General features: G+C 72.7%; 18 protein-coding genes. 7 read left to right on the top strand and 11 right to left on the bottom strand.

Annotated features, from left to right (window positions below):
- Positions 1 to 533: 533 nt before the first annotated feature.
- Positions 534 to 3,059, bottom strand: coding sequence for an MMPL family transporter (locus ACFYUS_RS29455; protein ID WP_388858585.1), 2,526 nt, complete (start codon positions 3,057 to 3,059; stop codon positions 534 to 536).
- A 149-nt stretch (positions 3,060 to 3,208) separates the two neighbouring features.
- On the opposite strand from ACFYUS_RS29455, the gene ACFYUS_RS29450 reads away from it, so the two are divergent.
- The 3 genes from ACFYUS_RS29450 (at position 3,209) to ACFYUS_RS29440 (ending at position 6,961) form a co-directional block, all read left to right on the top strand.
- A complete protein-coding gene (locus ACFYUS_RS29450; RefSeq protein WP_388858582.1) occupies positions 3,209 to 3,793 on the top strand; it encodes a TetR/AcrR family transcriptional regulator in 585 nt (194 codons plus the stop codon).
- A gap of 397 nt (positions 3,794 to 4,190) precedes the next feature.
- A complete protein-coding gene (locus ACFYUS_RS29445; RefSeq protein ID WP_388858579.1) occupies positions 4,191 to 5,651 on the top strand; it encodes a basic amino acid/polyamine antiporter in 1,461 nt (486 codons plus the stop codon).
- 44 nt (positions 5,652 to 5,695) lie between these two features.
- Complete coding sequence (locus ACFYUS_RS29440) at positions 5,696 to 6,961, top strand: arginine deiminase (RefSeq protein WP_388858576.1); 1,266 nt, start codon at positions 5,696 to 5,698, stop codon at positions 6,959 to 6,961.
- A 131-nt stretch (positions 6,962 to 7,092) separates the two neighbouring features.
- On the opposite strand, the gene ACFYUS_RS29435 is transcribed toward ACFYUS_RS29440, so the two are convergent.
- From ACFYUS_RS29435 to ACFYUS_RS29395, 9 genes are all read right to left on the bottom strand, one after another.
- Positions 7,093 to 7,587 carry a DUF1269 domain-containing protein gene (locus tag ACFYUS_RS29435; protein ID WP_388858573.1) on the bottom strand — a complete coding sequence of 165 codons (495 nt, stop codon included), beginning with the start codon at positions 7,585 to 7,587 and terminating at the stop codon, positions 7,093 to 7,095.
- Positions 7,588 to 7,600: 13 nt separating this feature from the next.
- On the bottom strand, positions 7,601 to 8,242 hold the full coding sequence (locus ACFYUS_RS29430; RefSeq protein WP_388858570.1) for an FxLYD domain-containing protein: 642 nt from the start codon (positions 8,240 to 8,242) through the stop codon (positions 7,601 to 7,603).
- 39 nt (positions 8,243 to 8,281) lie between these two features.
- Complete coding sequence (locus tag ACFYUS_RS29425; protein ID WP_388858567.1) at positions 8,282 to 9,376, bottom strand: chemotaxis protein; 1,095 nt, start codon at positions 9,374 to 9,376, stop codon at positions 8,282 to 8,284.
- A 618-nt stretch (positions 9,377 to 9,994) separates the two neighbouring features.
- A complete protein-coding gene (locus ACFYUS_RS29420) occupies positions 9,995 to 10,522 on the bottom strand; it encodes a hypothetical protein (RefSeq protein WP_388858564.1) in 528 nt (175 codons plus the stop codon).
- Positions 10,519 to 11,889, bottom strand: a complete 1,371-nt coding sequence (locus ACFYUS_RS29415) for a molybdopterin-dependent oxidoreductase (RefSeq protein ID WP_388858561.1) — start codon at positions 11,887 to 11,889, stop codon at positions 10,519 to 10,521. The genes ACFYUS_RS29420 and ACFYUS_RS29415 overlap by 4 nt, the downstream gene beginning before the upstream one ends.
- Positions 11,886 to 13,337 (bottom strand): glycosyltransferase 87 family protein, encoded by a 1,452-nt coding sequence (locus ACFYUS_RS29410; protein WP_388858558.1) that lies wholly within the window; start codon positions 13,335 to 13,337, stop codon positions 11,886 to 11,888. The genes ACFYUS_RS29415 and ACFYUS_RS29410 overlap by 4 nt, the downstream gene beginning before the upstream one ends.
- A complete protein-coding gene (locus ACFYUS_RS29405; protein WP_388858555.1) occupies positions 13,334 to 14,062 on the bottom strand; it encodes a class I SAM-dependent methyltransferase in 729 nt (242 codons plus the stop codon). The genes ACFYUS_RS29410 and ACFYUS_RS29405 overlap by 4 nt, the downstream gene beginning before the upstream one ends.
- Positions 14,059 to 14,688, bottom strand: a complete 630-nt coding sequence (locus ACFYUS_RS29400) for a DUF2064 domain-containing protein (RefSeq protein WP_388858552.1) — start codon at positions 14,686 to 14,688, stop codon at positions 14,059 to 14,061. The genes ACFYUS_RS29405 and ACFYUS_RS29400 overlap by 4 nt, the downstream gene beginning before the upstream one ends.
- Entirely contained in the window at positions 14,685 to 15,398 is a 714-nt protein-coding gene (locus ACFYUS_RS29395) for a glycosyltransferase family 2 protein (protein ID WP_388858549.1), read from the bottom strand. The genes ACFYUS_RS29400 and ACFYUS_RS29395 overlap by 4 nt, the downstream gene beginning before the upstream one ends.
- 125 nt (positions 15,399 to 15,523) lie before the next feature.
- Between ACFYUS_RS29395 and ACFYUS_RS29390 the strand changes: the two genes are divergently transcribed.
- Entirely contained in the window at positions 15,524 to 16,252 is a 729-nt protein-coding gene (locus ACFYUS_RS29390) for a response regulator transcription factor (RefSeq protein ID WP_388858546.1), read from the top strand.
- Positions 16,249 to 17,367, top strand: a complete 1,119-nt coding sequence (locus tag ACFYUS_RS29385; protein ID WP_388858543.1) for a sensor histidine kinase — start codon at positions 16,249 to 16,251, stop codon at positions 17,365 to 17,367. Before ACFYUS_RS29390 ends, ACFYUS_RS29385 begins: the two co-directional genes overlap by 4 nt.
- Before the next feature lie 38 nt (positions 17,368 to 17,405).
- Here the strand turns inward: ACFYUS_RS29385 and ACFYUS_RS29380 are convergent, their stop codons facing one another.
- Positions 17,406 to 18,467, bottom strand: coding sequence for an NAD-dependent epimerase/dehydratase family protein (locus tag ACFYUS_RS29380; protein WP_388858540.1), 1,062 nt, complete (start codon positions 18,465 to 18,467; stop codon positions 17,406 to 17,408).
- Positions 18,468 to 19,088: 621 nt separating this feature from the next.
- Here ACFYUS_RS29380 and ACFYUS_RS29375 point away from each other — a divergent pair.
- Both ACFYUS_RS29375 and ACFYUS_RS29370 read left to right on the top strand, forming a co-directional pair.
- On the top strand, positions 19,089 to 21,569 hold the full coding sequence (locus ACFYUS_RS29375; RefSeq protein ID WP_388858537.1) for an RICIN domain-containing protein: 2,481 nt from the start codon (positions 19,089 to 19,091) through the stop codon (positions 21,567 to 21,569).
- Between the two features lie 121 nt (positions 21,570 to 21,690).
- On the top strand, positions 21,691 to 25,203 hold the full coding sequence (locus tag ACFYUS_RS29370) for a discoidin domain-containing protein (RefSeq protein ID WP_388858534.1): 3,513 nt from the start codon (positions 21,691 to 21,693) through the stop codon (positions 25,201 to 25,203).
- The last annotated feature ends 10 nt before the right edge of the window (positions 25,204 to 25,213 follow it).

The following is a 25,213-nucleotide window of genomic DNA, read 5'->3' as shown; positions in this document are numbered from 1 at the left end:
CCGTGACGGATCGGCCGTGTCACCTGCGCGTCTGGCCGAGTACGTCAAGGAGCGGGGGCCGACACCGTGGACTACGACCAGCTGGTCGAGAGAGACCTCGGGAAACTCGGGTCCGCCGTAGCCGACTGGAAGCGGATGGGGGGAGAGCTGCAGCGGTTGTCCGGGGACTGCCGGGACGGACTGCGGGCCAAGGCGGACAAGGCCCGATGAGAGGGCGTCAAATGCCACCGTGGCGCGCGAATTCGTCGGGAAGACGGTCGTCGCCGAGCGCGAGGGACTTCTGGGTCCAGCTGCGGACCAACGGCATTTCGAGAAGTCCGGGGAAAACCGGTGGCCATTCCGGTCGAGACGCCCGGCCAGGGGTACACCCGCACGGACCGCAACTGGTACGTGGCCGTCGGCGGCGTCATGTCGAACGCCACCGGTGTCGTGACTGCCGTGCCCGGACCCGACGGCATCAAGGACCGAAAGGACCGACCGTCGCGCGCAGGACCGTGCGAAGGGCCCGCAAGCAGCCGCCTGCGGGCCCTCGGTCAGGAGGCGGGAGAGGGATGTGGGGCGCTGGGCGGCTCGGGGAGTCGGCCGGTGCGGCGGGCCCAGGTCTCGAACGCCACGGTCATGAAGGGCGGGACGGCGGCCAGCAGGGCCAGGAGCGTCGTTCGGCCCAGTCGCCACTTGAGCCGGATCGCCAACAGGACGGTCAGGAGTACGTAGGCGATGAAGGCGGCTCCGTGCAGCGCGCCGAAGATCCGTACGCCGAGCTCGGTGGTCTTCGGGACGTACTTGAAGTACATCCCGATCAGCAGACCTGCCCAGGTGCACGCCTCGATGAACGCGATCCAGGTGAAGGCGCGCAGCAGGCGACCCGTCGAGCCGGCTGTCTCCGCGGGTGGAGTGACCGGTGTGAGGGGGGTTGTGGGGCGTGGGCGCGTGGGCCACAGGGCGCGGTGTCCGAGGAGATGGACGACGGCGGGGACGAGCAGGGGCCGGATGAGGAAGGTGTCCAGCAGGATGCCGAAGGCCATGGCGAAGCCGAACTGGAAGAGTTCGCGGATCGGTTGGGTCATCAGGACGGCGAAGGTCGCCGCGAGGATGAGCCCCGCGGAGGAGACGACGCCGCCGGTGCGGGTGAGCGCGGCGCTGATGGCCTTGGCGGGAGACGTCGTGCGCAGTTCCTGCTTGAACCGGCTCATGATGAAGATGTTGTAGTCGACGCCGAGCGCGACGAGGAAGACGAAGATGTACGCGGTGACGCGGTTGCCGATGCCTTCGTCGCCGAGGAGGGTGACGGTGAAGAAGGTGGTGGCGCCCAGCGTGGCCAGGAACGACAGGATGAGCGTCGCCACCAGGTAGAGCGGCGCGAGGAGCGAGCGCAGCAGGAGGACGAGGACCGCGGTCACGAGCGCCAGGACGAGGAGCACGATGGAGGTCGTGTCGCGGTCGAGGGCGGAGCGGATGTCGGCGTTCTGTGCCGTCTCCCCCGCGATGAGCACCGTGGCGTCCTTCGCGCCGGCGCGGTCGGCCGCGGCGCGTGCGGTCTTCTTCAGGGGCTCGATCGCGTCGAGTGCCTCGGAGCCGTAGGGGTCGAGGTCGAGGACGACGTCGTAGAAGACGGTCCTGCCGTCCGCGCCGAACCGGGGGTGCTGTCCGACTCGGGCGACGTGGTCGGCGCCCGCGAGTGCGGTGGCGATGCGGGTGGACGCGGGTCCGGAGCGGAGGTCGTTCCCGTCGTGGACGACGACGGTGCTGGGGGCGATCTCGCCGGGGCCGAACTCCTCCTGGATGAGCTTCTGTCCGTGTTCGGACTCGGTTGCCGCGCGGAAGCCGCTGAGCGTGTTGAAGCTCTCCTGGTAGCCGATCAGTCCGGCGCTCATCACCACGAGGAGCGCGATCACGGCGGTGACCACCCGGACCGGGGCGCGGGCGACGAGGCCGGCGACGCGGTGCCAGACGCCCGCGCCGCGGCTGCGCTCGGCGGCCTTGTCCACGCCGCCCGGCCAGAAGACGCCCCCGCCGAACAGGAGGACCAGGGCGGGGATGAAGGTGAACGCCACCAGCGCCATGACGGCGACGCCGAGGGCGAGGTACGGGCCGAAGCCGTGCAGCGCGGGTGAGGCCGCGACGAGCAGGGCGAACATGGCGAGCACGATGGTGGAGGCGCTGGCGAGGACGGATTCGGCGGTGCGCCGCACGGCGGTCTGCATCGCGCTGGGGCGGTCCGGTTCGTCGAGGAGGGCCTCGCGGTAGCGGGCGGTGATGATCAGCGCGTAGTCGGTGCCCACTCCGAACAGCAGCACGGTCATGATCGAGGCGGTCTGGGAGCTGATCGTGATGATCCCGGCGTCGGCGAGGAGCGTTCCGGTCGTCTCCGCCACCCGCATCGCCACGCCGACGGCGACGAGTGGCACGAGTGCCATCAGCGGCGAGCGGTAGATGGCCAGGAGGATGACGAGGACGAGCAGGACGGTGGCCAGGAGCATGGCCTTGTCACCGCCGCTGAAGACCTTCACGGTGTCCGTCGCGATGCCGGCGGGGCCGGTCACGGCGACTTCGGTGGGCCCCGCACGGTCGGATGCGAGGGCGCGCACCTCGTCGACGGCGTTCTGGAAGGACTCGTCCGAGGGGCTTCCGGTCAGGGGCACGATGACCAGCTGGGTGCCACGGTCCCGCGAGACCAGCCCGGTCGCGGCGTCGGGGGCGGTCACCGTGGAGACCACGTCCGTGGCCTGGTCGGGCCCGGCGCCTCGCGACAGCGCGGAGGTGATGCGTACGACGGCTTCCCCGGCCTGCGTCGCGGCGTCGGCGCCCTCGCCGCGGACCACGATGATCGCGGGCGTCGCGTCCCGGCCCGGCAGCTGCGCGCGGACGAGCTCGCGGGCCTTCATGGAGTCCGCGGCGGCGGGCGGGAGGTTCGCGGAGGCGTTGTCCTCGACGGATTCCAGGGCGGGGGCGACACCGGCGAGGAGACCTGCCGCCAGGACCCAGAACGCCACCACCGCGGCGGCGCGTTTTCTCGATCCCAGGAGACATCGGAGCAGGCGGGAGTACATCGATCGCATCGGACAGCCTTCGACAGGACGCAGGAACAGATGTTAGCGACAGGGGTGTCGCTAAGTTGGCGTCAAGCTAGCACGAGGCCGCGGGACGCCCCCGGCACGGGGGGTAGATTGGTGCGGGACGACACAGCGCCCGAGGCGGAGCGGAGAGCATGCCCAAGATCGAAGCCGGCAGTGTCCGCGAGCACCGGGCTCAGCGGCTCGCCCAGCTGATCGACGCGGCCGAGGCGATCCTGGGCGAGGGCGGCGTGGAGGCGCTCACCGCCGGGGCGGTCGCCGAGCGGGCCGGCATCGCGCGCAACAGCATCTACCGTTACTTCGACTCCATCGAAGACCTTCTGGAACTCGTCGTGACACGCGAGTTCCCGGCCTGGATCGACGCCGTGGAGCAGGCGATCGCGGCCGCGGCCACGCCCGGGGAACGCGCGGCCGCCTATGTCAGCGCCAATCTCGAACAGGCCGCGCGCGGCACCCACGCCTGGCGGGCCTCCCTCTCGCGCGGCTCGCTCTCCCCGTCGGCGCGGGAGCGCGTGAAGCATCTGCACACCTCCCTGCACGAGGCCCTCGACCGGGTCGTCCGTGAACTGGGCCATCCACAGCCGGAGTTGGCCGTTGCCGTGGTCCAGGCGATGGTCGACGCGTGCATCCGCCGCATCGACCAGGGCGACGACCTGACCACCGTGTCCGAGTTCGCGGCGGCGGCCACCCGTCGGCTCCTCGCGGACAGCCACTCCTGACGCCTGCCCTCCTCGGCCGGGAGGGTGGTGACCGGGCCACCACGCTCAGCGTTCCGACACGCCGGCCGCTGTCAGCCCCACTCCCTCCGGGCCACCGCCGTGTCGCCTTCGACAGCCCCGGCGCCGCTCCCGGTCTTCCGGGATGACATGGACGTACAAATCAGGACGAAATCACACTCTCGGCATTAGATTCCTCTTCCAGTGGGCGGTCGGGCATCTGCGTCCGTCACTTCCTTGAGCAGGGGGCATCGGTGGACTCCGACGAGCAGGGCAGGGCCGACCGGGTCCGTGCCGTCCGGACCGGTCGGCGGCGCCGGCGCGTCCCGGCCCGCGGCCGGTCCCCCGGCAGGCCGGGAATCGCTCCAGCAACGGACCGATCCCGTCGACGAGGTACGCCATGACCCATGCGGAATCCAAGACCGAGGCCTCCTCCGGGGACTCCCCGCCCACGGCCAAGCTGACCCTTCTGACACTGACCGCCATGGTCGTCGGCTCCATGGTCGGAGCCGGTGTCTTCTCCCTGCCCCGGCGGTTCGCCCAGGAGACCGGCGTCGCCGGCGCGCTGATCGCCTGGGCGGTCGCCGGCCTGGGCATGCTGATGCTCGCCTTCGTCTTCCAGACCCTCGCGATCCGGCGCCCCGACCTGGACGCCGGCGTCTACGCGTACGCCAAGGCCGGGTTCGGCGAGTACCTCGGCTTCTTCTCCGCCTTCGGCTACTGGGCCAGTGCCTGCGTCGGAAACGTGACCTACTGGGTCCTGATCATGTCGACGATCGGTGCCGTCGCCCCGGCGCTCGGCGACGGCGACACCGCCCTCGCCATCATCCTGTCCTCCGCCGGACTCTGGGGCTTCTTCCTGCTCGTCCGCCGCGGGGTGAAGGAGGCGGCCGCGATCAACCGGATCGTCACCGTCGCCAAGATCGTCCCCATCATCGTCTTCATCATCCTGGCGCTCTTCTCCTTCGATCCGTCCGTCTTCGCGGACAACTTCGGCGGCGCGGACTACGCGGGCTCGCTGTTCGACCAGGTCCGCGGCACGATGCTCGCCACCGTCTTCGTCTTCCTCGGCGTCGAGGGCGCGAGCGTCTACTCGCGGCACGCCAAACGGCGGGAGGACGTGGGGCGGGCCACGATCCTGGGTTTCCTCAGCGTCTTCGCGATCTTCGCCTCGGTGACGATCGTGTCGTACGGCATCCTGCCCATGAGCGAGATCGCCGAACTCCGGCAGCCCTCCATGGCGGGCGTCCTGGAGGCCGCCGTCGGCACCTGGGGCAAGGTCTTCGTCAGCGTCGGCCTGGTCGTGTCCGTCCTCGGCGCCTATCTCGCCTGGACGCTGATGGCCGCCGAAGTGCTCTTCGTCGCGGCCAAGGACAAGGACATGCCCCGCTTCCTCGGGCGGTCCAGCGGCGACGACGTCCCGGTCCCGGCCCTGCTGATGACGACGTCCCTCAGCCAGATCGTCCTGGTCGTCACGGCCTTCTCCGACGACGCCTTCAACTTCGCCCTCGACCTGACGAGCGCTCTGAGCCTCATCCCCTTCCTCCTGGCCGCCGCCTTCGCCGTCAAGATCGCGCTGCGGCCTCGGGCGGAGCAGGTCACCGGGAACAGCACGCGCCGCGAACTCGTCGTCGCCGTCGTCGCCACCCTCTACACGGCGTTCCTCCTCTACGCGGCCGGACTCAAGTTCGTCCTCGTCTCCTGCATCCTCTACGCCCCGGCCACCTTCCTGTTCGTCAAGGCCAGACGGGAGCAGAACCGGCGTCCGTTCTCCCCGGCCGAGGCCGTCATCTGCGCGGTCTCCGTCATCGGCGCCGCCGTCGGTGTCACCGCCCTCGCCGCCGGCTGGATCGAGCTCTGAACCCGTCGGGACACGTGTCCGGCCCCCCTCGGAAAGGTTTGACCATGACAAGCACCGAGACCAGCTCCACCCCGTCCGCGCTCGGCGTCCACTCCGAGGTCGGACGGCTGCGCAAGGTCCTGGTCTGCGCCCCCGGGCTCGCACACCGGCGGCTGACCCCGACCAACTCCGACGACCTGCTCTTCGACGACGTCATGTGGGTGGAGAACGCCCAGCGCGACCACGCCGACTTCGTCGACAAGCTCACCCGGCGCGGCGTCGACGTCGTCGAGCTGCACCAGCTGCTCGCCGAGACCATGGCGATCCCCGGGGCGAAGGCCTGGCTCCTCGACAGGAAGATCGTGCCCAACGAGGTCGGCCTCGGACTGGTCGACGACACCCGCGCGTTCCTCGACTCCCTCGCACCGCGCGAGCTGGCCGAGTTCCTCATCGGCGGGCTGTCCACGGCCGATCTGCCCGAGGAGTTCCGCTCCGGGTACGTGTCCCTCGCCCGGGAAGGCGTCGGGGCACGCGAGTACCTCATGCCGCCGCTGCCGAACACCCTCTACACCCGCGACACCACCTGCTGGCTGTACGGCGGACTCACCCTCAACCCGCTGTACTGGCCCGCCCGCCACGGCGAGACCCTCCTCATGAAGGCCGTCTACACCTTCCACCCCGACTTCAAGGGCTCGACCGTCTGGTGGGGCGACCCCGAACAGGACTGGGGCCAGGCCTCCTTCGAGGGCGGCGACATCATGCCGGTCGGCAACGGGGTCGTCCTCATGGGCATGAGCGAGCGCACCTCGCGCCAGGCCATCACCCAGGTCGCCGCCGCCCTGTTCAGGAACGGCGCCGCCGAGCACGTGATCGTGGCCGGCATGCCGAGACTGCGCGCGGCCATGCACCTCGACACCGTGTTCACCTTCGCCGACCGCGACATCGTCACGCTCTATCCGAGGATCATGGACGCCGTCCACACCTTCTCGCTGCGGCCGAGCGACAAGGCGCCGGGCGTGGAGATCACCGACGAGGGCACCACCCCGTTCGTCGACGTCGTCGCCAAGGGCCTCGGGCTGCCCCAGCTCCGGGTGATCGAGACCGGCGGAGACGTCTACGCCTCCGAGCGCCAGCAGTGGGACAGCGGCAACAACGCCGTCGCGCTCGAACCCGGTGTCGTCTTCACGTACGACCGCAACACCCAGACCAACGCCCTGCTGCGCCGGGCGGGGGTGGAGGTCATCACGATCGTCGGCGCCGAACTCGGCCGCGGTCGCGGAGGCGGCCACTGCATGACCTGCCCGCTGGTCCGCGACGCCGTCGACTTCTGAGCCGCCCCGCCCCGCCCCGCGGTCCGACGCCCACGGTCCACCGGCTCCCTTCGGCAGGAAGTCGGCGGACCGTGGGCGTCGACGGGGTCCCGGCCGGCGGTACGACGTACGGCCCGGGGTCGGCCCGCCGTCTAGGCGGCGGTGCCGGCGAGCTGCTCGCTGAGCTCCCGCTCGCTGTCCTCCGGGAGGGAGGTCTTGAGGACGGTTCCGCCGAGGGGTTCCATGGCCGCGGCGAACCGGTCCTCGGTGATCTTGGAGGCCATGATGACGACGGCCGCCGAACCCGGCTCGAGGAGATCGCTCACCTTCCTCCGGAACCCGTTGTCGACACCCATCTGGGTCAGCTTGCCGATGAGGCCTCCGAGGGCCGCGCCCACCACTCCGATCCCCGGGGTGAGGATCAGAATGCCGAAGACCAGACCCCAGAGGGCGCCGGCCGTGGCCGAGACGGCGATCTCCTCACGTCTCGCGGGGGTGTCGACATGGGTCTCTCCGTCGTCGTCGACCTTGACGACGGCGAGACCGCTCAGGGTGACGACGTGTTCGTCACGGAGCTTTTGAACCGTGGTGAAGGCCTTGGTCGCGACCTCGTGATCGTCGTAGCCGATGACGATGAGTTCGGACATGCGCTGATCCTCCTCAGTACCTCTGCGCTGCGGTGAGCCGTGGCGTGAGCACCGGCTCGGGGGGCTGTCGACTGATGACCAGGGACTGCTTCCGCTCGCCCGGGGCGAGGTCCTCGGCGCCGACGAACTGGGTCTCGACGACCTTGCCCGACGGGTCGAGGAAGTCGATCCGGGCGGCGTACGACGCCTTCGCGCTCGTCTTGTTGGTGATGGTGACGACGACGGTGAGCAGGCCGTTCGTGTCGGCCCGGGGCTTGGCGGTCATCCCGACCTCGTTCAGGGCGTTGCCCCTGCCCTCGACGCCCTTCAGGGCGTTCTCCGCCGCCTGTCGTGAGCGTTCGACCTCGGCGCCGATCGACGCCTTGCGCGATGCCTCCCGGGCGGAGGCCGAGGCCGCCGCCGAGGACGCCGAGGCCCGTGCGGACGCGATCCGCGACTCCGCCGCCGAGGCGACGGAGGAGGGGTGGTCGCCGGAGAACGAGGCGGAGTCGGGCGCCGTGGGGCGCCCGCTGAACGCGGTTCCGCCTCCGTCGCCCCCATCCGTGCCACAGGACACGAGGCCGACCGCGCCGAGCGCGGTCACGACGACGGCGACGGCGGCGCTCGCCGCCCGGACACGGACCGGCCGACTCCCTTGGGGCGGTGCGGTGTTCATGAGGTGTGTTCCTCCCGTGGGCTTCGGTCCGCGTCGCCGTCAGAAGCGCAGCACGGCGGCGATGCGGTTCGCGTCGGCCAGGGAGTCGTCGGGGACGAACCGCACCTCGGCGCCCTTTTCCAGGGCCTGTTCGACGATCTCGTCCACGATGTCCTCGCGGGAGTCGAGGTCGGACGCGTCCGCGGGTTCGAGGTGGTCGCCGTAGTCGCGCACGACGGTCCGGTAGTGCTCCTCGACGGCGAGCAGCCGGATCCGGCCCTCCTTCGCGGCCTGGTGCACCTCGTCGAGGCCGCCGGCGTACTCGCGCCGGCCCCGTGCCGAGTCCAGCTCGGCCAGCAGGCCGGCCGTCGCGGCCTCCTCGTGGGCGGCGAGCAGGGGGGCCACCGCCTTGCGCACGGCCTCCTCGGGCCCGCGTCCGAGACCGCCCTGATGGAGGGTGACCGTGTCCTGCGGCAGCGATCCGGTCTCTTCCAGGAGGGAGACCGCGGGAGCCTCGCCGATCACGTACAGCGGGCGGGGTTCGGCGGCGAGGACGGCCTTCAGGGCCTCGTGCGCCTCGCGGAAGAAGGTGCGCGTGTCCTCGTCGCGGAAGGTGCTCGGCAGGTCCCCGACGCGTTCCTTGCGCTCGGCGTCCGGGTCCTCCAGACTCCGCGTCAGCGGGAAGCCGTCGGCCGTGTGCTCGGCGGCCCGCTCCGGCCCGCCGTCCCACAGGGAGATCCGGTCCGCCGCCACGGCCAGCGCCCAGTAGGGGCGCTCGGCCGACCGGGCGGCGACGAGGTTGCGCGTGAGGAAGGTGTCGGCGACGACCACCCGCTCCGGCACCGCCCGGGCCACCGTCCACACCTGGTGCTCGCCCGGCGCCACGTAGATCACCAGGCCGTCCTCCGCATGGACGAGGTCGACCTCGGCGACCGCCCGCTCCAGCTGGCCCAGCACGTCCGCACGCCGCTCCCGCGTCACCCCCGGGTCGTCCTGGAGCTGTTTCTCCGCCCGGGCCAGGAGGTTGCGCAGCCGTACCGCGTCCTGCGCGTTGTCCGGCTCCCTCCGGTGGGTCGGCATCAGGAGCGACACGGCAGGATACGGGCGGGGCCGGCGCAACTCGGCCAGCACGCCGGTGCTGAGTGCGGGGTACATGAATACGCCTTTCGAAGGTCGCTCCCCCACGGACGTCGGCGACACGGTGCGACGGGTCGAGATGCTTCCCGCCGTCGGCTGCCGGCGCGAGCCGGGGTGTACGGGTCTGGGCGCGCCGAAGTTCGGTCCGCATTCGCCATCCTTGCCCGATATGAACCTGTTCGCGAGTCGGTGGACCGCCCGCCGCCCCCGGCCCGTCCGATACGAAGCCCCGTTCGCGCACCCCATGAAGGTGCGCGAACGGGGCAGTCACGGGTGTCTGCGGTGTCCGCCGGACGGAGTGCTCGGGGGCGGCTACGAACCCGTCGTCGCAGCGACCAGGACGCCGTCGTGGTACGGCGTCAGAACCAGCGGGCCCATCGGACCGGCGCTCCGCCAGTCGGGCATCTCGGCCTTGTCGGTGAGCTTCAGGCTCTGGCACAGATCTCGGCGCGTAGGTCGGTGGGATCGCTCGCGCCCGCCGCCCTGGCCGTGGCCCGTGGCCCCGAGCATCTCGGCGAGTGCGTGGCCCGAGGGAGGGCCCCGGAGCGGCCCGCTGTCATGGAGCGGGCCCTGTCACCGTGCGGGCCCGTGAGGGACGGCTTGCCCGGTGTGGCGGTCGCCTCCTCGGGGATCGTGTCATCCCGCATCTCCACGAGCCCGGGCCCTGGGCTTCCGCGTGTTCCTGCCCCTGTTCCACATCCGTACGGCGAGGACGGCCGCCGAGGCGGTGAACAGGCAGGCGGTGATCAGCAGCCATCGGCTCAGGAACACGTCGGCCGGCAGGCCGGTGCTGATCGTGTAGTGGCCGACCTGTCCGAGGATCAGGGGCCAGTACACGAGCAGCAGGACGCCGGAGACGAAGGCGGGCACCCGGATGTGGTTGATGCCGACTCGTGGTGTGCGCGCTCCTTGCTTCGCGCCGTGTCCGAGGAGCCTTTGGACGGCCAGGTCGGTGAGCGCGTACAGGGGCAGGAGGACGAGGTCGTGCAGGAGTGCGGCCCCGACGAACCACATGGCCACGCCGAGGGTGTCTCCTTCGAGGAGGCGAAGCCCCGCGTAGCAGGTGAGGGCGAAGGAGGCGAGGACGAGGAGCAGGTGGAGGGGTGCGGCTCCGTAGTGGTGGCGGAAGGGAGTTGTGGCGGGGGCGGTGGTGGGCGGCTTCATGAAGGCTCCCCGAAGGTGAGGCGGGTGACCCATTTGGTGTTGTGGACTCCGGGGGCTCCGGGGACGATCACGCGGGCCGGGTGGCCGTGGTCGCGGGAGAGGACCGCACCGTTGACGCGTACGGCCAGCAGCGAGCGGGCGTCTCGGACCTGGCCGTCGCTCAGGACGACCGAACTGAACGAACCGCCTCGCTGGACGGACTCGACCAGGACGTGCGGGGTGTGTGTGCCCAGGCCGACGAGCGCGGCCAGGTCGGTGAGACGGACACCGCTCCAGCGCTGGTCGGCGGTCGACCAGCCCTCCACGCAGGCGATGGGGAGCAGCGCTTCGTTCTGCGGCAGGTCGAGCAGTTGTGCGTAGGTGACGTCGATCTGGCGGCCCGCGCCGCGCACGGTCAGGCGCCAGGCCGGGCCGATGTCGCTGGGGCGGATGCCGACCGAGGCGGCGGTCTTGTTGATCTGGAAGCCGTTCGGGCCGGAGCCCGGTTCCTGGCCGTGCGGCGCCAGGAGTGCCGTCCGGCGCCACCAGCCGCCCAGGCTCTGCCCCGCGGTCACGACGAACAGCGCGAGGGAGCCCAGCCCGACCATGCCCAGCGCGCCTCGCCGGGAGAGGGTCGGAGCGGCCGGGTGGGGCGAGACGAGCCCGGCCGCCTCCTCGCTGTCCGGGGCCGGCTGCCGCGGCCCGGCGCGCAGGGCCCGCACGGCCCGCTTCAGCCGGAGGACCACGTGGACGGCGAAGGCGCCGATGAACACCCAGGCCCCGTAGAAGTGCAGCGTGTAGAAGGAGCCCGGGAAGATGTAGTGGAGCTGCACGTTGAGGAGGCCGGTCACGAACTCGAACCCGGCGCCGCCCACCAGCAGGAGCAGCGAGAGGCGCTCGAGGGCCTCGGCGGCCGACCGCACCGGGGGCCAGACGAAGAGCTTCGGGATCACCGACCACAGCTTGGCCAGGAGCACGGGCACGAGCACGACGCCGAGCGTGACGTGCACCCCCTGGGTGACCCGGTAGAGCCAGTACGGAGAGGTCGGCCAGGAGAAGAGGTAGAAGCCGAGCCATCCCTTGCCCGGGGTCTGGTCGTTGACCGCCGCGAGGTCCGGTTCGTACGCGGCGTACGACAGCAGGCCCGTGACGAACAGGATCGTGATGCCGAAGAGCAGCACGATCCCGAACACCGCGGTCAGCCACGGGCCGCGCAGCGGGCTGCGCCAGAACTCCGGTCGTGACGGGCCCCTCGGCGGGCCGGCCGCCCAGCCGGACGCGAGGGCCGATCGCAGCCGGGCGGAGCGCGCCGGGCCGTCGCCGTCGGGTTCCGTTCCCGCCCGCGCCGGTCCGTCGGGGGCGGCTGCTGCGCCGTCGTTCGCGTTCATGGGGTGTCTCCGTGGGTCGCGCGTTCGTGGGTTCGCCGGGCCGCCCGCGCCGAGGCGGACATGCCCGGCCCGGCCGTGCGGTCGGGGGTGCGGCCCGGTCCGTGGGCTCGTCGGCGCGCCGCCCAGCCGCACAGGACGGCCAGCGCGGCCGTGGCGTACAGGGCCGTGCCGGCGTACGGGAGGACACGGTCCGTCAGGTAGGCGGCGGCGCCGGCGACCGCGACGCCGAGCCATTCCCAGCGGCCGTCGAGCGCCACCAGGGCGACCAGCAGGAGGGCGTACCAGGAGTAGCCGGGGGTGGTCAGGAGGAAGGCGGTCCCGGTGACGAGGAGGGCGCCGCTCCACGGGCGCTCGGGGTCGCCCCGGAGGATCACGTACAGGCTGGCCGCGAGCATGCCCGCGGCGACGGCGGGCACGGCCCAGGAGTCGGGGAGCAGCAGGCGCAGGAGGGCGTAGCGGTCGCCGGCGGAGGCGTTCTGGTAGCCCTCTTCGTCGGCGTACCCGGTGAGGTAGCCGAGGACGGAGGAGTGGGAGAGCAGGACGTACGGCAGGTACAGGGCGGTGAGGACCGCGGCGGCGGGCAGCAGGGTGGCGGCGGCGTCACGGGCGCGGCGTACGCCGGACAGGGCCCCAGGGATCAGGACGGCGGGCAGGAGTTTGGCCGCGACGGCCAGGCCGAGCACCGCGCCGCCCCAGGCCCGGTGGCGGACCGTCAGGGCCAGGGCGAGGACGGACAGCAGGACGGCGAGGACGTCGGCGTGGGCGTTGTTGACGGCTTCGACGGCGATCGCCGGGCACCAGGCCCAGTAGGCCGCGGTGCGGGGGTCACCGCGCCGGCGGAGGATGCGCAGCAGCGCCAGGGTGGTGGTGGCGGCGAGTACGGCGCCGCAGGCCTGGAAGGCCTTGTGGCGGGCTCCGTCGGGTGAGAGTGCGTGGACGAGGAGGAAGTACAGCTCGCCGGCCGGGGGGTAGACGGTGTGGACGTGGGGGCGGTTGATGCGGGTGCAGACTCCCTCGGACACGGCGGTGAGGCCCGGCTCGCCGCACACCTTGCCGGTGGGGAACAGCCAGGTGTCGCGGTACGGCAGGAGGGCGGCGTCGGCCGGGGCATGGTCGTAGGGGGAGATGCCCGCCGCCTGCACGCGGCCGTCCCAGGCGTAGCGGTACGAGTCGGTGCTGGTGCGGGGTGGGGCGGCCAGTCCCGTCAGGGCGACGGCCACGCCACCGGCGAGGACGAGGGCGGCGACGTGCCGGGCGGGTGCCCGGCGCAGGGACCACAGGGCCGCCGCGAACAGGACCCAGCAGGCGGCGTACAGCCAGGACAGACCGGCGGGGTCCGCGAAGTAGCCGTCCTTGCGGACGGTGAGGAGGAGCACCGCGACCAGACCGGTCACGAGGGCGGCGGTGGTGGCGGTGGCCCGTGAGCCGGTGGTGGGAGGTCGGGTCACGACGCGGCTCCGAGGGGAGCGGGGGTCCCGGCGGCCGTGGCGCCGCTCGACGTCCCGGGGGCGAGTTCGGCGAAGTGCCGGCCGTCCACCGTCCAGCTGCCGACGGTGTGCCACCCCGTGGCCTCGGCGTGGCGCAGCAGGGCCCGGCGGCCGAGCCGGGCCCACGGGAAGGGGGTGCCGAGGGCGCCGCGGCCGTCGTCGAGGCGCACCTCGCACCGCTCGTCCACCTCGACGGGAGCGGCCTCGGCGACCAGGCGCCCGCCGGGGGCGAGCAGGTCCGCGGTGCGCTCCAGGAGGGCGCCGGGGTCGCCGCCGATGCCGATGTTCCCGTCGATCAGCAGGGCGGTGTTCCAGCGCCGTTCGCCGGGCAGGGGGTCGAAGACGGAGCGGCACAGGGCCGTTCCGCCGCGGCGCGCGGTCCGTGCGACGGCGGCCGGGGTCACGTCGATGCCGAGTGCGCGGTGGCCGCGTCCGGCCAGGGCGGCGACGAGCCGGCCGGGTCCGCAGCCGATGTCGAGGACGGTTCCGCGGCAGCGGGCGAGCACGCTCTCGTCGGCGGCGTCGGTCCCGGCGCACCAGCGTTCGACGTCCAGGGGCAGCAGCCAGCCGTCCGTCCTGCGCAGGAAGAGCGGGCCCTGCCCGGTGCGCAGGGCCCGGGCGTACGGGTCGGCCCGCCATGCCGGGCCGAGCGTCGCCGGCGGCTGGGAGGCGGTGGGGGCGGTCATCGTGTCACCGGTGTACGGGCGCTGAGCTGCCGGTGTCGTGTGGCGAACCGGCCGGCCGGTGCCAGGGCGGCCACCTCGGCGGCGTCGGCGGCGGTGTCCACGTCCCGCAGCCGGGGCAGCGTCCCGGTGCGCAGGCCGGACCCGCGCAGCCGCTCGTACTGCACCGCTCCGGTCTCGGGCACGGACATGGGTACGCCGAGCAGCAGGGCCGGGTCCGGCGCCGCGAGGCCCAGGGCCCAGAACCCGCCGTCGGCGGCCGGGCCGAACCAGGCGTCGTACGCGTCGAAGGCCAGTGCGGGCGCCAGGAGTTCGGGGGTGACCTGCGGGGTGTCCATGCCGATCAGCAGTGCCGGGCCGGCGCAGGCGGCGAACGCGGTCGCGAGCCGTTCGTCGAGGCCCCCGCCGCTCTGCGGCACGACCTCGAATCCGGGCGGCAGCCACGGCCCCGGGGCGCCGTCCAGGACCAGTACGTGCCGCTCGGCCGGGGTGGCCGCCACGGCTTCGAGGGTGTCGGCGAGCGAGGCCTCGGCCAGGGCCGCCGCCTGCCCGGGGGTGAACGGCGGGGTGAGCCGGGTCTTGACCCGGCCGGGCACGGGCGCTTTGGCGATCACGAGCAGGCTGGTCACCGCGCGCCCCCGGACCGCCCGGCAGGGCCGGGGACGGCGGGTGCGTACGGCGGTTCGGCGAGCACCGCGCGCATGTCGCGGACCGCGTGCCAGGTGCCCCGCCAGGTGCCGGTGACCTTGGACCTGCCGCTGCGCGGCAGGTAGGGCACGTCCTCCTCGCGTACCCGCCAGCCCGCGTCGGCCGCCCGGACGACCATCTGCAGCGGGTAGCCGGAGCGCCGGTCGGTCAGTTCAAGGCGGAGGAGCTCCTCCCGGCGCATGGCCCGCAGGGGGCCGAGGTCGTGCAGGCGCAGGCCGGTGCGGCGGCGCAGCATCCGGGAGAGGGCGAGGTTGCCCGCCCTGGCGTGCGCGGGCCACGCGCCCCGTCCCCGGGGGCGGCGGCGGCCGAGCACGAGATCGGCCTCGCCCTCGGCCACCGCCCGGACGAACCCGCTCAGCAGGCCGGGGTCGAGGGAGGCGTCGCAGTCGCAGAAGCAGACGTACTCGGCCTCGGCGGCCATGAGTCCGGCATGGCAGGCGGCCCCGAAGCCCCGCCGGGACTCCGGCACGACGGTGGCGCCCAGGGAGCGGGCGATGTCGGCGGATCCGTCGGTGGACCCGTTGTCCACCACCAGGGGCCGCCAGCCGGCGGGGATGCGGGCGAGTACCCAGGGCAGTGCCTCGGCCTCGTTCAGACAGGGCAGGACGACGTCCACGGAGTGTTCGGTCACGACTGCCACCGTAGGAATTCCTCCGGGACATGGCGGACATCGACTCCTTACGAAACGCGGACGTCCGCCATCCGGGGGCGGGCCGGCGGGGACGGCGGAGGCCCGGCGGTGCGAGGCTTGCCGTCATGAGCACGTCCCTGCCCGTCCCGCCCGCCCGGGTCCTCGTCGTCGACGACGACCCCACCGTCGCCGAGGTCGTCACCGGCTATCTCCGCCGGGCCGGCCACAGCGTCCACCACGCCGCCGACGGCCCCGCCGCACTCGACTCCGCCGCCCGGCACGACCCGGACCTGGTCGTCCTCGACCTCATGCTGCCCGGCATCGACGGTCTCGAGGTGTGCCGGCGGCTGCGCGCCGACCGTCCCGTTCCGGTGATCATGCTGACGGCGCGCGGCGACGAGGACGACCGGATCGCCGGGCTGGAGCTCGGCGCGGACGACTACGTCACGAAACCGTTCAGCCCGCGTGAACTGGTCCTGCGCGTGGAGTCCGTCCTGCGCCGGAGCCGGGCCGCGCCTCCGGAGGTCCCCGGACGGGGGCTGCTGACCGGGGCGGGGATCCGGCTCGATCCGCAGACCCGCCGGGCCCTCAAGAACGGGCGGGAACTCATGCTCACCCTGAGGGAGTTCGACCTCCTCGCGCACTTCCTCACCCGTCCCGGCCTGGCCCACGGGCGTCAGGAGCTGATGCGGGACGTGTGGGGCTGGGACTTCGGCGACCTGTCCACCGTCACCGTCCACGTGCGCCGCCTGCGCGCCAAGATCGAGGACGACCCGGCCGCCCCCCGGCTGATCCGGACCGTCTGGGGCGTGGGGTACCGCTTCGAGGCGGGCGGAGAGGAAGGCGCCCGGTGAGGGACCTCCTGCTGATCGCGGCGTTCGCGTTCGGGGGCGCGGCCTGTGCCGGCCTGCTCGGCGCGGTCGCGCTGCGTCTGCTGCGGCACCGTTCCGTCGCCGTCTCGTTGGCCGTCGTCGCCGCGGTCGCCGTCACCGCCATGCTCTCCGGCACCCTCGCCGTCGCCCGGGCCATGTTCCTCTCCCCGCACGACCTGAGCGTGGTCACCCTCGTGGTCGCCATGGCCGCGGTCGTCTCCCTGGCCACCGCGGTGCTCCTCGGCCGATGGGTCGTGGCGCGCGGCCGTGAACTGGCGCGTGCGGCCCGGGACTTCGGCGAGGACGGCAGCTTCGCCGCGCCATCCGCCCGGCCCACCGCGGAACTGGCCGCCGTCACCCGTGAACTGGCCGCCACCAGCGCCAGGCTCGCCGCCTCCCGGGAGCGCGAGCGCGCCCTGGAGTCCTCCCGCCGCGAGCTCGTCGCCTGGATCTCCCACGACCTGCGCACCCCGCTCGCCGGGCTGCGGGCCATGGCGGAGGCGCTGGAGGACGGGGTGGCCGCCGACCCCGCCCGCTACCACCGGCAGATCCGCACCGAGGTCGAACGTCTGGACAGCATGGTCGGGGACCTCTTCGAGCTCTCCCGCATCCACGCCGGGGCCCTCGAACTGACCCTCGGCCGCGTCTCCCTCCAGGACCTGGCGGCCGACGCGCTGCTCGGCGCCGATCCGCTCGCCCGCGAGCGCGGCGTACGGCTGTGCGGCGACGGCATCGACCACGTCCCGGTCGAGGTGGACGGCAAGGAGATGACCCGGGTCCTGGCCAACCTGCTCGTCAACGCCATCCGTCACACCCCCGCCGACGGCACCGTGGCCGTACGGGTCGACCGGCACGAGGGCCGTGCCGTGCTGTCCGTGACCGACGGGTGCGGCGGCATCCCGGAGGAAGACCTGCCCAAGGTCTTCGACACGGGCTGGCGCGGCGTTCCCGCCCGCACGCCCCCCGCCGGCGCCGGACTCGGGCTGGCGATCGTACGGGGCATCGTCGAGGCCCACGCCGGGCGGGCACGGGTCCACAACGTGCCCGGCGGCTGCCGCTTCGAGGTCACCCTGCCCCTCGCCGGCGCGAACGCCTGACGGACACGCCCGCGGCGCCCTCGCGGGCCGGGGCCCGGCTACCCGATCCGGGCCGAGGCCCGCTGCCCGGCTCGGGCGAACTCGGCCATGCCCTCGGCGAATCCCGTCTCGGGACGCCAGCCCAGATCACGCCGCAGCCGGGACGAGTCCGCCGTGATGTGCCGGACGTCGCCGAGCCGGAACTCCCCCGTCACCACGGGGGCCGGGCCGCCGTGCTCCGCGGCGAGCGCGGCGGCCATCTCCCCCACGGTGCGCGGGTCGCCGCTGCCCACGTTGTAGGCCGTGTGGCCGCCGTCCGGCAGGCCGTCGACCTCGGCCAGGACGGCCGCGTTCGCGCGGGCGACGTCCCGTACGTGGACGAAGTCCCGCCGCTGCGCGCCGTCCTCGAACACCCGCGGGGCCTCGCCCCGGGCCAGCGCGGACCGGAAGAAGGAGGCGACACCCGCGTACGGGGTGTCCCGCGGCATGCCCGGGCCGTACACGTTGTGGTACCGCAGTGACACGGCCCTGCCGCCGACGGACCGGGCCCAGGCGGCGGCCAGATGCTCCTGCGCGAGCTTCGTCGTCGCGTACACGTTCCGCGGGTCGGCCGGGGCGTCCTCGCCCACCAGCCCGGGGACGAGCTCGGCCCCGCAGCGCCGGCAGCGCGGCTCGAACCGGCCCGCCTCCAGGTCCGCGACCGCCCGGGGCCCCGGCCGCACCACCCCGTGCTCGCGGCACTCGTACCGTCCCTCGCCGTACACGACCATCGACCCCGCCTGTACGAACCGCCGCACCCCGGCCTCGGCCATCCCGGCCAGCAGCACCGCCGTCCCCAGGTCGTTGCGGGCGACGTACTCCGGCGCGTCCGCGAAGTCCTTCCCCAGGCCCACCATCGCGGCCTGGTGGCACACGGCGTCCACACCGCGCAGGACACGCCTCACCGTCGCCGCGTCCCGGACGTCGCCCCGGACGAACTCGGCATCCGGCAACTCGGGGGGATGCGGATGAGCAGCCGGCAACAGCGCGTCGAGCACGACCGGCACATGTCCCCCGGCCGCCAGGACGTCCACCACGTGCGCGCCGATGAACCCGGCTCCTCCTGTGACGAGTACTCGCATGCCCGGCACGCTACGGAACCCCACCCCTCGGCGACGGCTCCCGCGCCGGGCCGTAAGACTTCCGTCACCCTTCCCCGGGCACGGGCCCACCTGGCACCCGGGCCCGGACCGCCGACACCGCGAAAGCGACCCCGAGGCCGTCCGGGAAGCGGGGCGGGGCGGGGCGGGGAAGCGGAACGGCTGCGAACGGCGTGCACGAGAGCTCCCGGGCCTCAAGGATCGAACGGTCAACACAATTCAACAAAACACAGCGCAACCCAACGCGCCTCACCCCACAGGGAACGCCGCGCCCGCCTGAACGTCAAGAACCCCACCCAAGGGTTTTGCATGAAAGCGCTTGTTTCTGCTCGGTATCGAGCAAGATCACTCACCCGATGCGCGATTTTGTTGCTCATTCCCTGGACAGGCCGCCAGCCGAGTGGTGAGAATCCATCCGATCCGTCGCGGGCTCACGGCGCCGACCGCTCACCGGCGCCGACCGCCCGGACGGAGCCCCACCTCTCGTCCCACGCAGGGCCCGATCCGCACCACCGCCCCACGCGGCGCCCGCGTCACTGCCACCAGGGCCGGATCCGCATGCCCGCACGCAGGCACCCGACCGAATCCAGAAGGGACCGCACCGTGCGCACACCCCTCAGGCCGAACGGCCGACTCATCAGACGCGCGGCCACCGTCGCCGCCGCACTCCTGACCCTCGCGACCGTGAACGGCCAGGCGACCACCCAGGCGCGCGCCGCCGCCCCGAAAACCACGATCACCGTGGCCGGCACCAGCCCTGGACGCACGTTCGACGGCATCGGGGCGATCAGCGGCGGCGGGGGCAACACCCGCCTGCTGCGCGACTACCCGGCCGCCCAGCGGGGAGAGATCCTCGACTACCTCTTCAAGCCCGGTTACGGGGCGAGCCTGCAGATCCTCAAGGTCGAGGTCGGCGGCGACACCAACTCCACCGACGGCGCCGAGGCCAGCGTCGAGCACAGCAGGGGCGTGGTCGACTGCGACGCGGGCTACGAGTGGTGGCTGATGGAGCAGGCCAAGGCCCGCAACCCGAACATCAAGTTCGCCGCCCTGTCCTGGGGCGCGCCGGGCTGGATCGGCAACCACAGCTTCTACTCGCAGGACATGATCGACTATCTGATCACCTGGCTCGGCTGCGCCGAGCAGCACGGTCTGACCGTCGACTACATGGGCGGCTGGAACGAGCGGGACTTCGACGCCGCGTGGTACAAGTCCCTCAAGTCGGCCCTGCTCAGCCGCGGTTACGCCTCCACCAAGATCATCGGCGGCGAGTCGTGGGGCTGGCCGATCGCCACCGCCATGAAGAACGACCCCGCCCTGTACGACGCGGTGGACGTCGCCGGCTCCCACTACGACTGCGGCTACATGTCGGCGATGACCCGGTGCTCCTCGACCGCCGACGCGCAGAACCTCGGGAAGCCGATCTGGGCGAGCGAGAACGGCTCGAAGGGCGCCGAGGCCGGCGCCGCCCCCGTCGCCCGTGCCATCAACCGGGGTTACATCGACGCGAAGATGACGGCGTACATCAACTGGCCGCTCGTCGCCTCGCTCTACCAGAACCTCGGTTTCCACGACGCCGGCCTGGTCACCGCCAACCAGCCGTGGTCCGGGCACTACAGCGTCGGCCGCACCACCTGGTCCATCGCCCAGACCACCCAGTTCACCTCCCCCGGCTGGAAGTACCTGGACACCGCCACCGGCTACCTGGGGGCGGGCAACGCCGCCTCGGGCAGCTACGTCAGCTACGCGGCGCCGGACAGGTCCGCGTGGAGCACCGTCTTCGAGACGATGGACGCCACCGCCGCGCAGACGGTGAATCTGAAGGTCGCCGGCGGTCTCCCCGGCGGCACCCTGCACGTGTGGTCCACCGACCTCTCCCAGAACGCCGGCGCGACCCCGCGCATGGTGCGCGACGCCGACCTGACCGCGAGCGGGGGCGCGTACAGCCTCACGCTGGCCCCGGGTCGCGTCTACACCGTGACCACCACCACCGGTGGGGGCGCGGCCGTCACGACACCGCCGCAGCGCAAGCAGCTGGCCCTCCCGTACACGGACTCCCTCGGCGGCTACGCCAAGGGCCAGGAGGCCAGGTACTTCTCCACGATGAACGGCGCCTTCGAGGCGGCGCCCTGCGCCGGCGGCCGCACCGGTTCCTGCCTGCGCCAGATGTCGCCGGTCCCGCCCATCCAGTGGACCGACGAGAAGTCCAACCAGCCGTACACCGTCATGGGCGAGCAGAGCTGGAGCGACTACACGGTCAGCGCGGACGTGCTCCTGGAGCAGGGCGGCAGCGCCGCCGAGCTCCTCGGCCGGATCGGCACCCAGGACAAGAACAACAACGGCCTCGACGCGTACCACCTTCGTCTGAGCGACACCGGTACGTGGAAGCTCCTGAAGTCCGGCCGTCCGTGGGGTGATTGGGACACCGCGGTCCCGCCGCTCGCCGAGGGGACCGTGCCCGCGCCCGGCACCGGGACCTGGCACAACCTCGCCCTGACCTTCCAGGGCGACGCGATCACGGTCGCCATCGACGGCCGGACGCAGGCCACGGTCACCGACAGCGGCTTCGGCGGCGGGCAGGTCGGTCTCGGCACCGCCGGCTACCACCCGGTCCAGTACGCGGACTTCCGCGTCACCCCGGGCACCACGCCCGCCCTCTCCGGCACCTACAGGATCGTCAACGCCAACAGCGGCCAGTCCCTCGACGCCTCGGGCGGACAGACGGCCGACGGGACGCCCGTCATCCAGTGGCCCGACAACGGCGGCGCCAACCAGCAGTGGACCCTCGCCCGTGACGCCGACGGCTACTACACGGTCACCGGCGCCGCGAGCGGCAAGCTCCTCACGGTCCCCCTGGCGACCACCTGGCCCGGCACCCAGCTGGGCATCCGGTCCGCGACCGGCGGCCCCGAGCAGCAGTGGGTGATCGCCCCGGCGAACAACGGCACGTACACCGTCGAGTCCCGCGCCAACGGCTACGCGCTCGACGTACGCGGGGCTTCGACCGCCGGCGGCGCCTCCGTCGACCAGTACATCACCACCGGCGGCACCAACCAGCAGTGGCGGCTGATCAAGGTCTCCTGACCCCGCCCGCAGCCCCTCGGGGGGCGGGGCAGGACCGGCGACGGACCTGCCCCGCCCTTCCTCATCGGACGACGACACATCGACAGAGGAGCACACGAACGTGATCGGAAACACCAGTGGGATGAGGCGGCGAGGTGTCCTCGCCGCGGGCCTGGCCGGTGTGGGGGCCACCCTGGTGCCCGCCGGGCAGGCCGCCGCGACGCCGGCCGACCCGGCGCTGCCCCCGCAGGCCACGGCCGCGGGCGGGCGCCGTGTGCTGAACCTCAACACCGGCTGGGCGTTCTGGCGCGACGACGCCACCGGCGCCCAGCAGCCCGGATTCGACGACTCGGCGTGGGCCGCGGTCTCGCTCCCGCACACGATGCGGCTGGAGAAGAAGCGTCCCTCCGCCTACGACGTGTACGCGGGCATCGGCTGGTACCGGCGGTACTTCCGGGTCGACCCGCAGGACCGGGGGCGGCGGCACGCCGTCGTCTTCGACGGGGTCCAGACCGACTGCGCGGTCTACCTGAACGGGGAGAAGCTCACCGAGCACTTCGGCGGGACCACGGGCTTCGTCGTCGACATCACCGACAAGGTCCTCTTCGACCGCGACAACGTCCTCGCGGTCCGCGTGTCGAACCTCGACGACCCGCTCACTCCCCCCGGCAAGCCGCGGAACGAACTGGGGTTCCTCACGTACGGCGGCATCTACCGGGGCGTCACGCTCCGCGTCACGGAACCGGTCCACGTCTCCGACGCCCTCCAGGAGGACCTGGTCGCCGGGGGCGGGGTGTTCGTGACGTACCCGAGGGCGACCACGACGCGGGCGACGGCCAAGGTCAGGACCCACGTGGTGAACCGGACGGCGGTCACCGCGCGGACCACGCTGACCACGGTCCTCCGCGACGCCCGGGGCACGGCGGTCGCGCAGGCCACGGACACCGTCTCCGTGCCGGGAGGCGGCGCCACCACCTACGCGCAGACGCTGAGCGTGCCCCGGCCGAAGCTCTGGCACCCCGACTCCCCCTCCCTGTACAGCCTGGTCAGCCAGGTCTTCGTCGACGGCCGGCTCGTCGACACGGTGACCACCCGCACCGGCATACGCCGGATCGACTACCGGGCGGACGGCTTCTACCTCAACGGCGACCGGATCTACCTGCGCGGCGCGAACGTCCACCAGAACTACGCCCACGTGGGCGACGCGGCCCCGCCGTCGATGAAGTACCGCGAGGCGCTGCGGCTGAAGCTCGGCGGATTCAACGCCGTGCGGGCGGCGCACTACCCGCACGATCCCGCCTTCCTCGACGCCTGCGACGAGCTGGGCCTCCTCGTCGTGGCCTGCCAGCCGGGCTGGCAGTACTGGAACGGCGACCAGACCTTCGTCAGCCGCACCTACCGCGACATCGCCACGATGATCCGGCGCGACCGCAACCGGCCCTCCGTCGTCCTGTGGGAGACCTCCCTCAACGAGACCCACTATCCGCAGTGGTGGGCGAAGGAGGCCAACACGGTCGCCCACGCGGAGATGCCGGGCGACCAGATGTTCACCTCGGCGGACTACGGCACGTGGGGCGGGGAGTACGGGGTCGACTACAAGGTCGTCAACACGGACGGCTCGGATCCCGCGCCGTCCGTGCCGTTCCTCACCCGCGAGTGGGGCGACTGGGAGAACCCCTCCCGCTGCGACAGGGACGAGGGTGAGGCCGCACTCGTCGGCCAGGTCGTCACCCGCCAGCGCTACCTGGAGGGCGACGGCTACTGGGACTGGGGCGGCCTGGACGCCAACCCCCGGATCGGCGGGTACTTCCTGTGGGTCTTCGAGGACTACGGCACCAACGACCCGTACCAGAGGTCCGGTGCCGTCGACATCGACCGCTACCCCAAGTACTGCTACCACTGGCTCGCGTCCATGCAGCCGGCCGGCAATCCGAACCACGGCGGCCCGATGGTCTTCGTCGCCAGTTCCCACACGGCCTCCTCCAGCCTCGACGTCATGGTCTTCAGCAACACCGACAGCGTCCGCCTCCACCAGAACGGCACGCTCGTCGGGGAGAAGACCCGCGCCCAGAACGCCGGGACCGCGCCGCACATCGCGGCCAAGGGCGGCAGCCCGTACTACACCTTCACCCTGCCCTCGTTCGCCGCGGGGGAGCTCCGGGCCGAGGGCTACATGGGTGGCACGCTCGCCGCGACCCATGTGGTCAGGACCCCCGGTGCCGCCCACCGCCTGGAGCTCGTCGTCGACGACGCCGGCGGCCAGGAGGTGCTGACCGGCCTGGTGGCCGCCGCCCTCGGCGACAGTTCGGAGGCGGGGAGGAAAGCGGCCCGGGACCTCCTCGCGGCCGCGACGGGCGCTCAGGCCCTCGTCGACCGCGTCGGCCGGAGCCGCGGCCGCGCCCTGTCGGCCCGGGAGGCCGGAGTCCTGCGCGGGTACGCGGCGTGGCTCGACCGCATCCAGCCCGTCGCCGACGGCTCGGACCTGATCCCCGTCTTCGTCAAGGTCGTCGACGCCGACGGCACCCTGGTCCCCGACTCCGCGGCCGTCGTCACCCTCGACGTGACGGGAGCCGGCTCCCTGGTGGGCCACGGCATCCCGCGGATCTCGGCACAGAGGCAGAAGGTCCAGGGCGGCATCGGCCACGCCCTGATCGCCGCCGGCACCACCGCCGGCGCCGTCACCCTCACCGCGACCGCGGACGGGCTGGAGAGCGGCCGGTGCACCGTGCAGACCACGCCCTACACCGGTACGCACGTCGCCGACGGCACCCACCCGGTGTGGCAGGACATCTCCGCCCTGGAAGGCCAGGGCGCGCAGAACCTGGCCCTGTTCAAGCCGGCGACCGCCTCCACCTCGCAGTACGGGAACGGGCCCGCCAACGCCGTGGACGACGAGGGCGGCACCAAGTGGGTCGGCGACGGCCCCGACCCCGCCTGGTGGCAGGTCGACCTCGGTGCACCGGCCGAGATCGAGCAGTTCCAGATCGTGTGGGAGACCGACCGGACCAGCTACCGGTACCGCGTCCTGGTCTCCGACGACGCCACCACCTGGACCACCGCGGTCGACGCGGCGGACAACACCGCGATGGCCGCCGCCGTCACCCACCCGGTGGCGCTCACCACGCGGCACGTGCGCGTGGACGTCCTGTCCGCCGGCGACTGGTGGCCGTCCCTCCGCGAGTTCCGCGCGGTGCCGCCCGGGGGCAGCGGCGGGGTCCCCCCGGCCGACCCCGGCCCGAGGATCGCCCGTGACCGGATCAGGACCGTCACCGCGTCCAGCCGGGCCACCGGCTACGAACCGGAGAAGGCCTTCGACGGGGACATCACCTTCGGCACCGGCTGGAGCGCGTCCGGCCCGACCGTCCCCCAGACGCTGACCGTGGAGCTGACCGACCCGCACGACCTCGCCGGGGTGCGCGTCCACTGGGGCAAGGACAGCAGCTGGTACACGTACGACCTCCAGACCTCCCCCGACGGGGCGACCTGGACCACGGCGTACTCCGGTCTGACGCGAGCGGGCCAGTACATCCTTCCCGAGGTCTTCACGGCGACGGACGTGCGGCAGGTCCGCTTCGTCATCACGCAGGTGGCCGGTGGAGGCGCGCAGACCGTCGCCGGTATCGCCGAGGTGATCCTCTACGGCACGCCCGTGTAGGACGGGACGC

The sequence above is a fragment of the Streptomyces sp. NPDC004284 genome (genome assembly GCF_042874035.1).
GTDB lineage: Bacteria > Actinomycetota > Actinomycetes > Streptomycetales > Streptomycetaceae > Streptomyces.
Note: the sequence above shows the minus strand (reverse complement) of the source record. Positions and strands in the feature narration are given on the sequence as shown.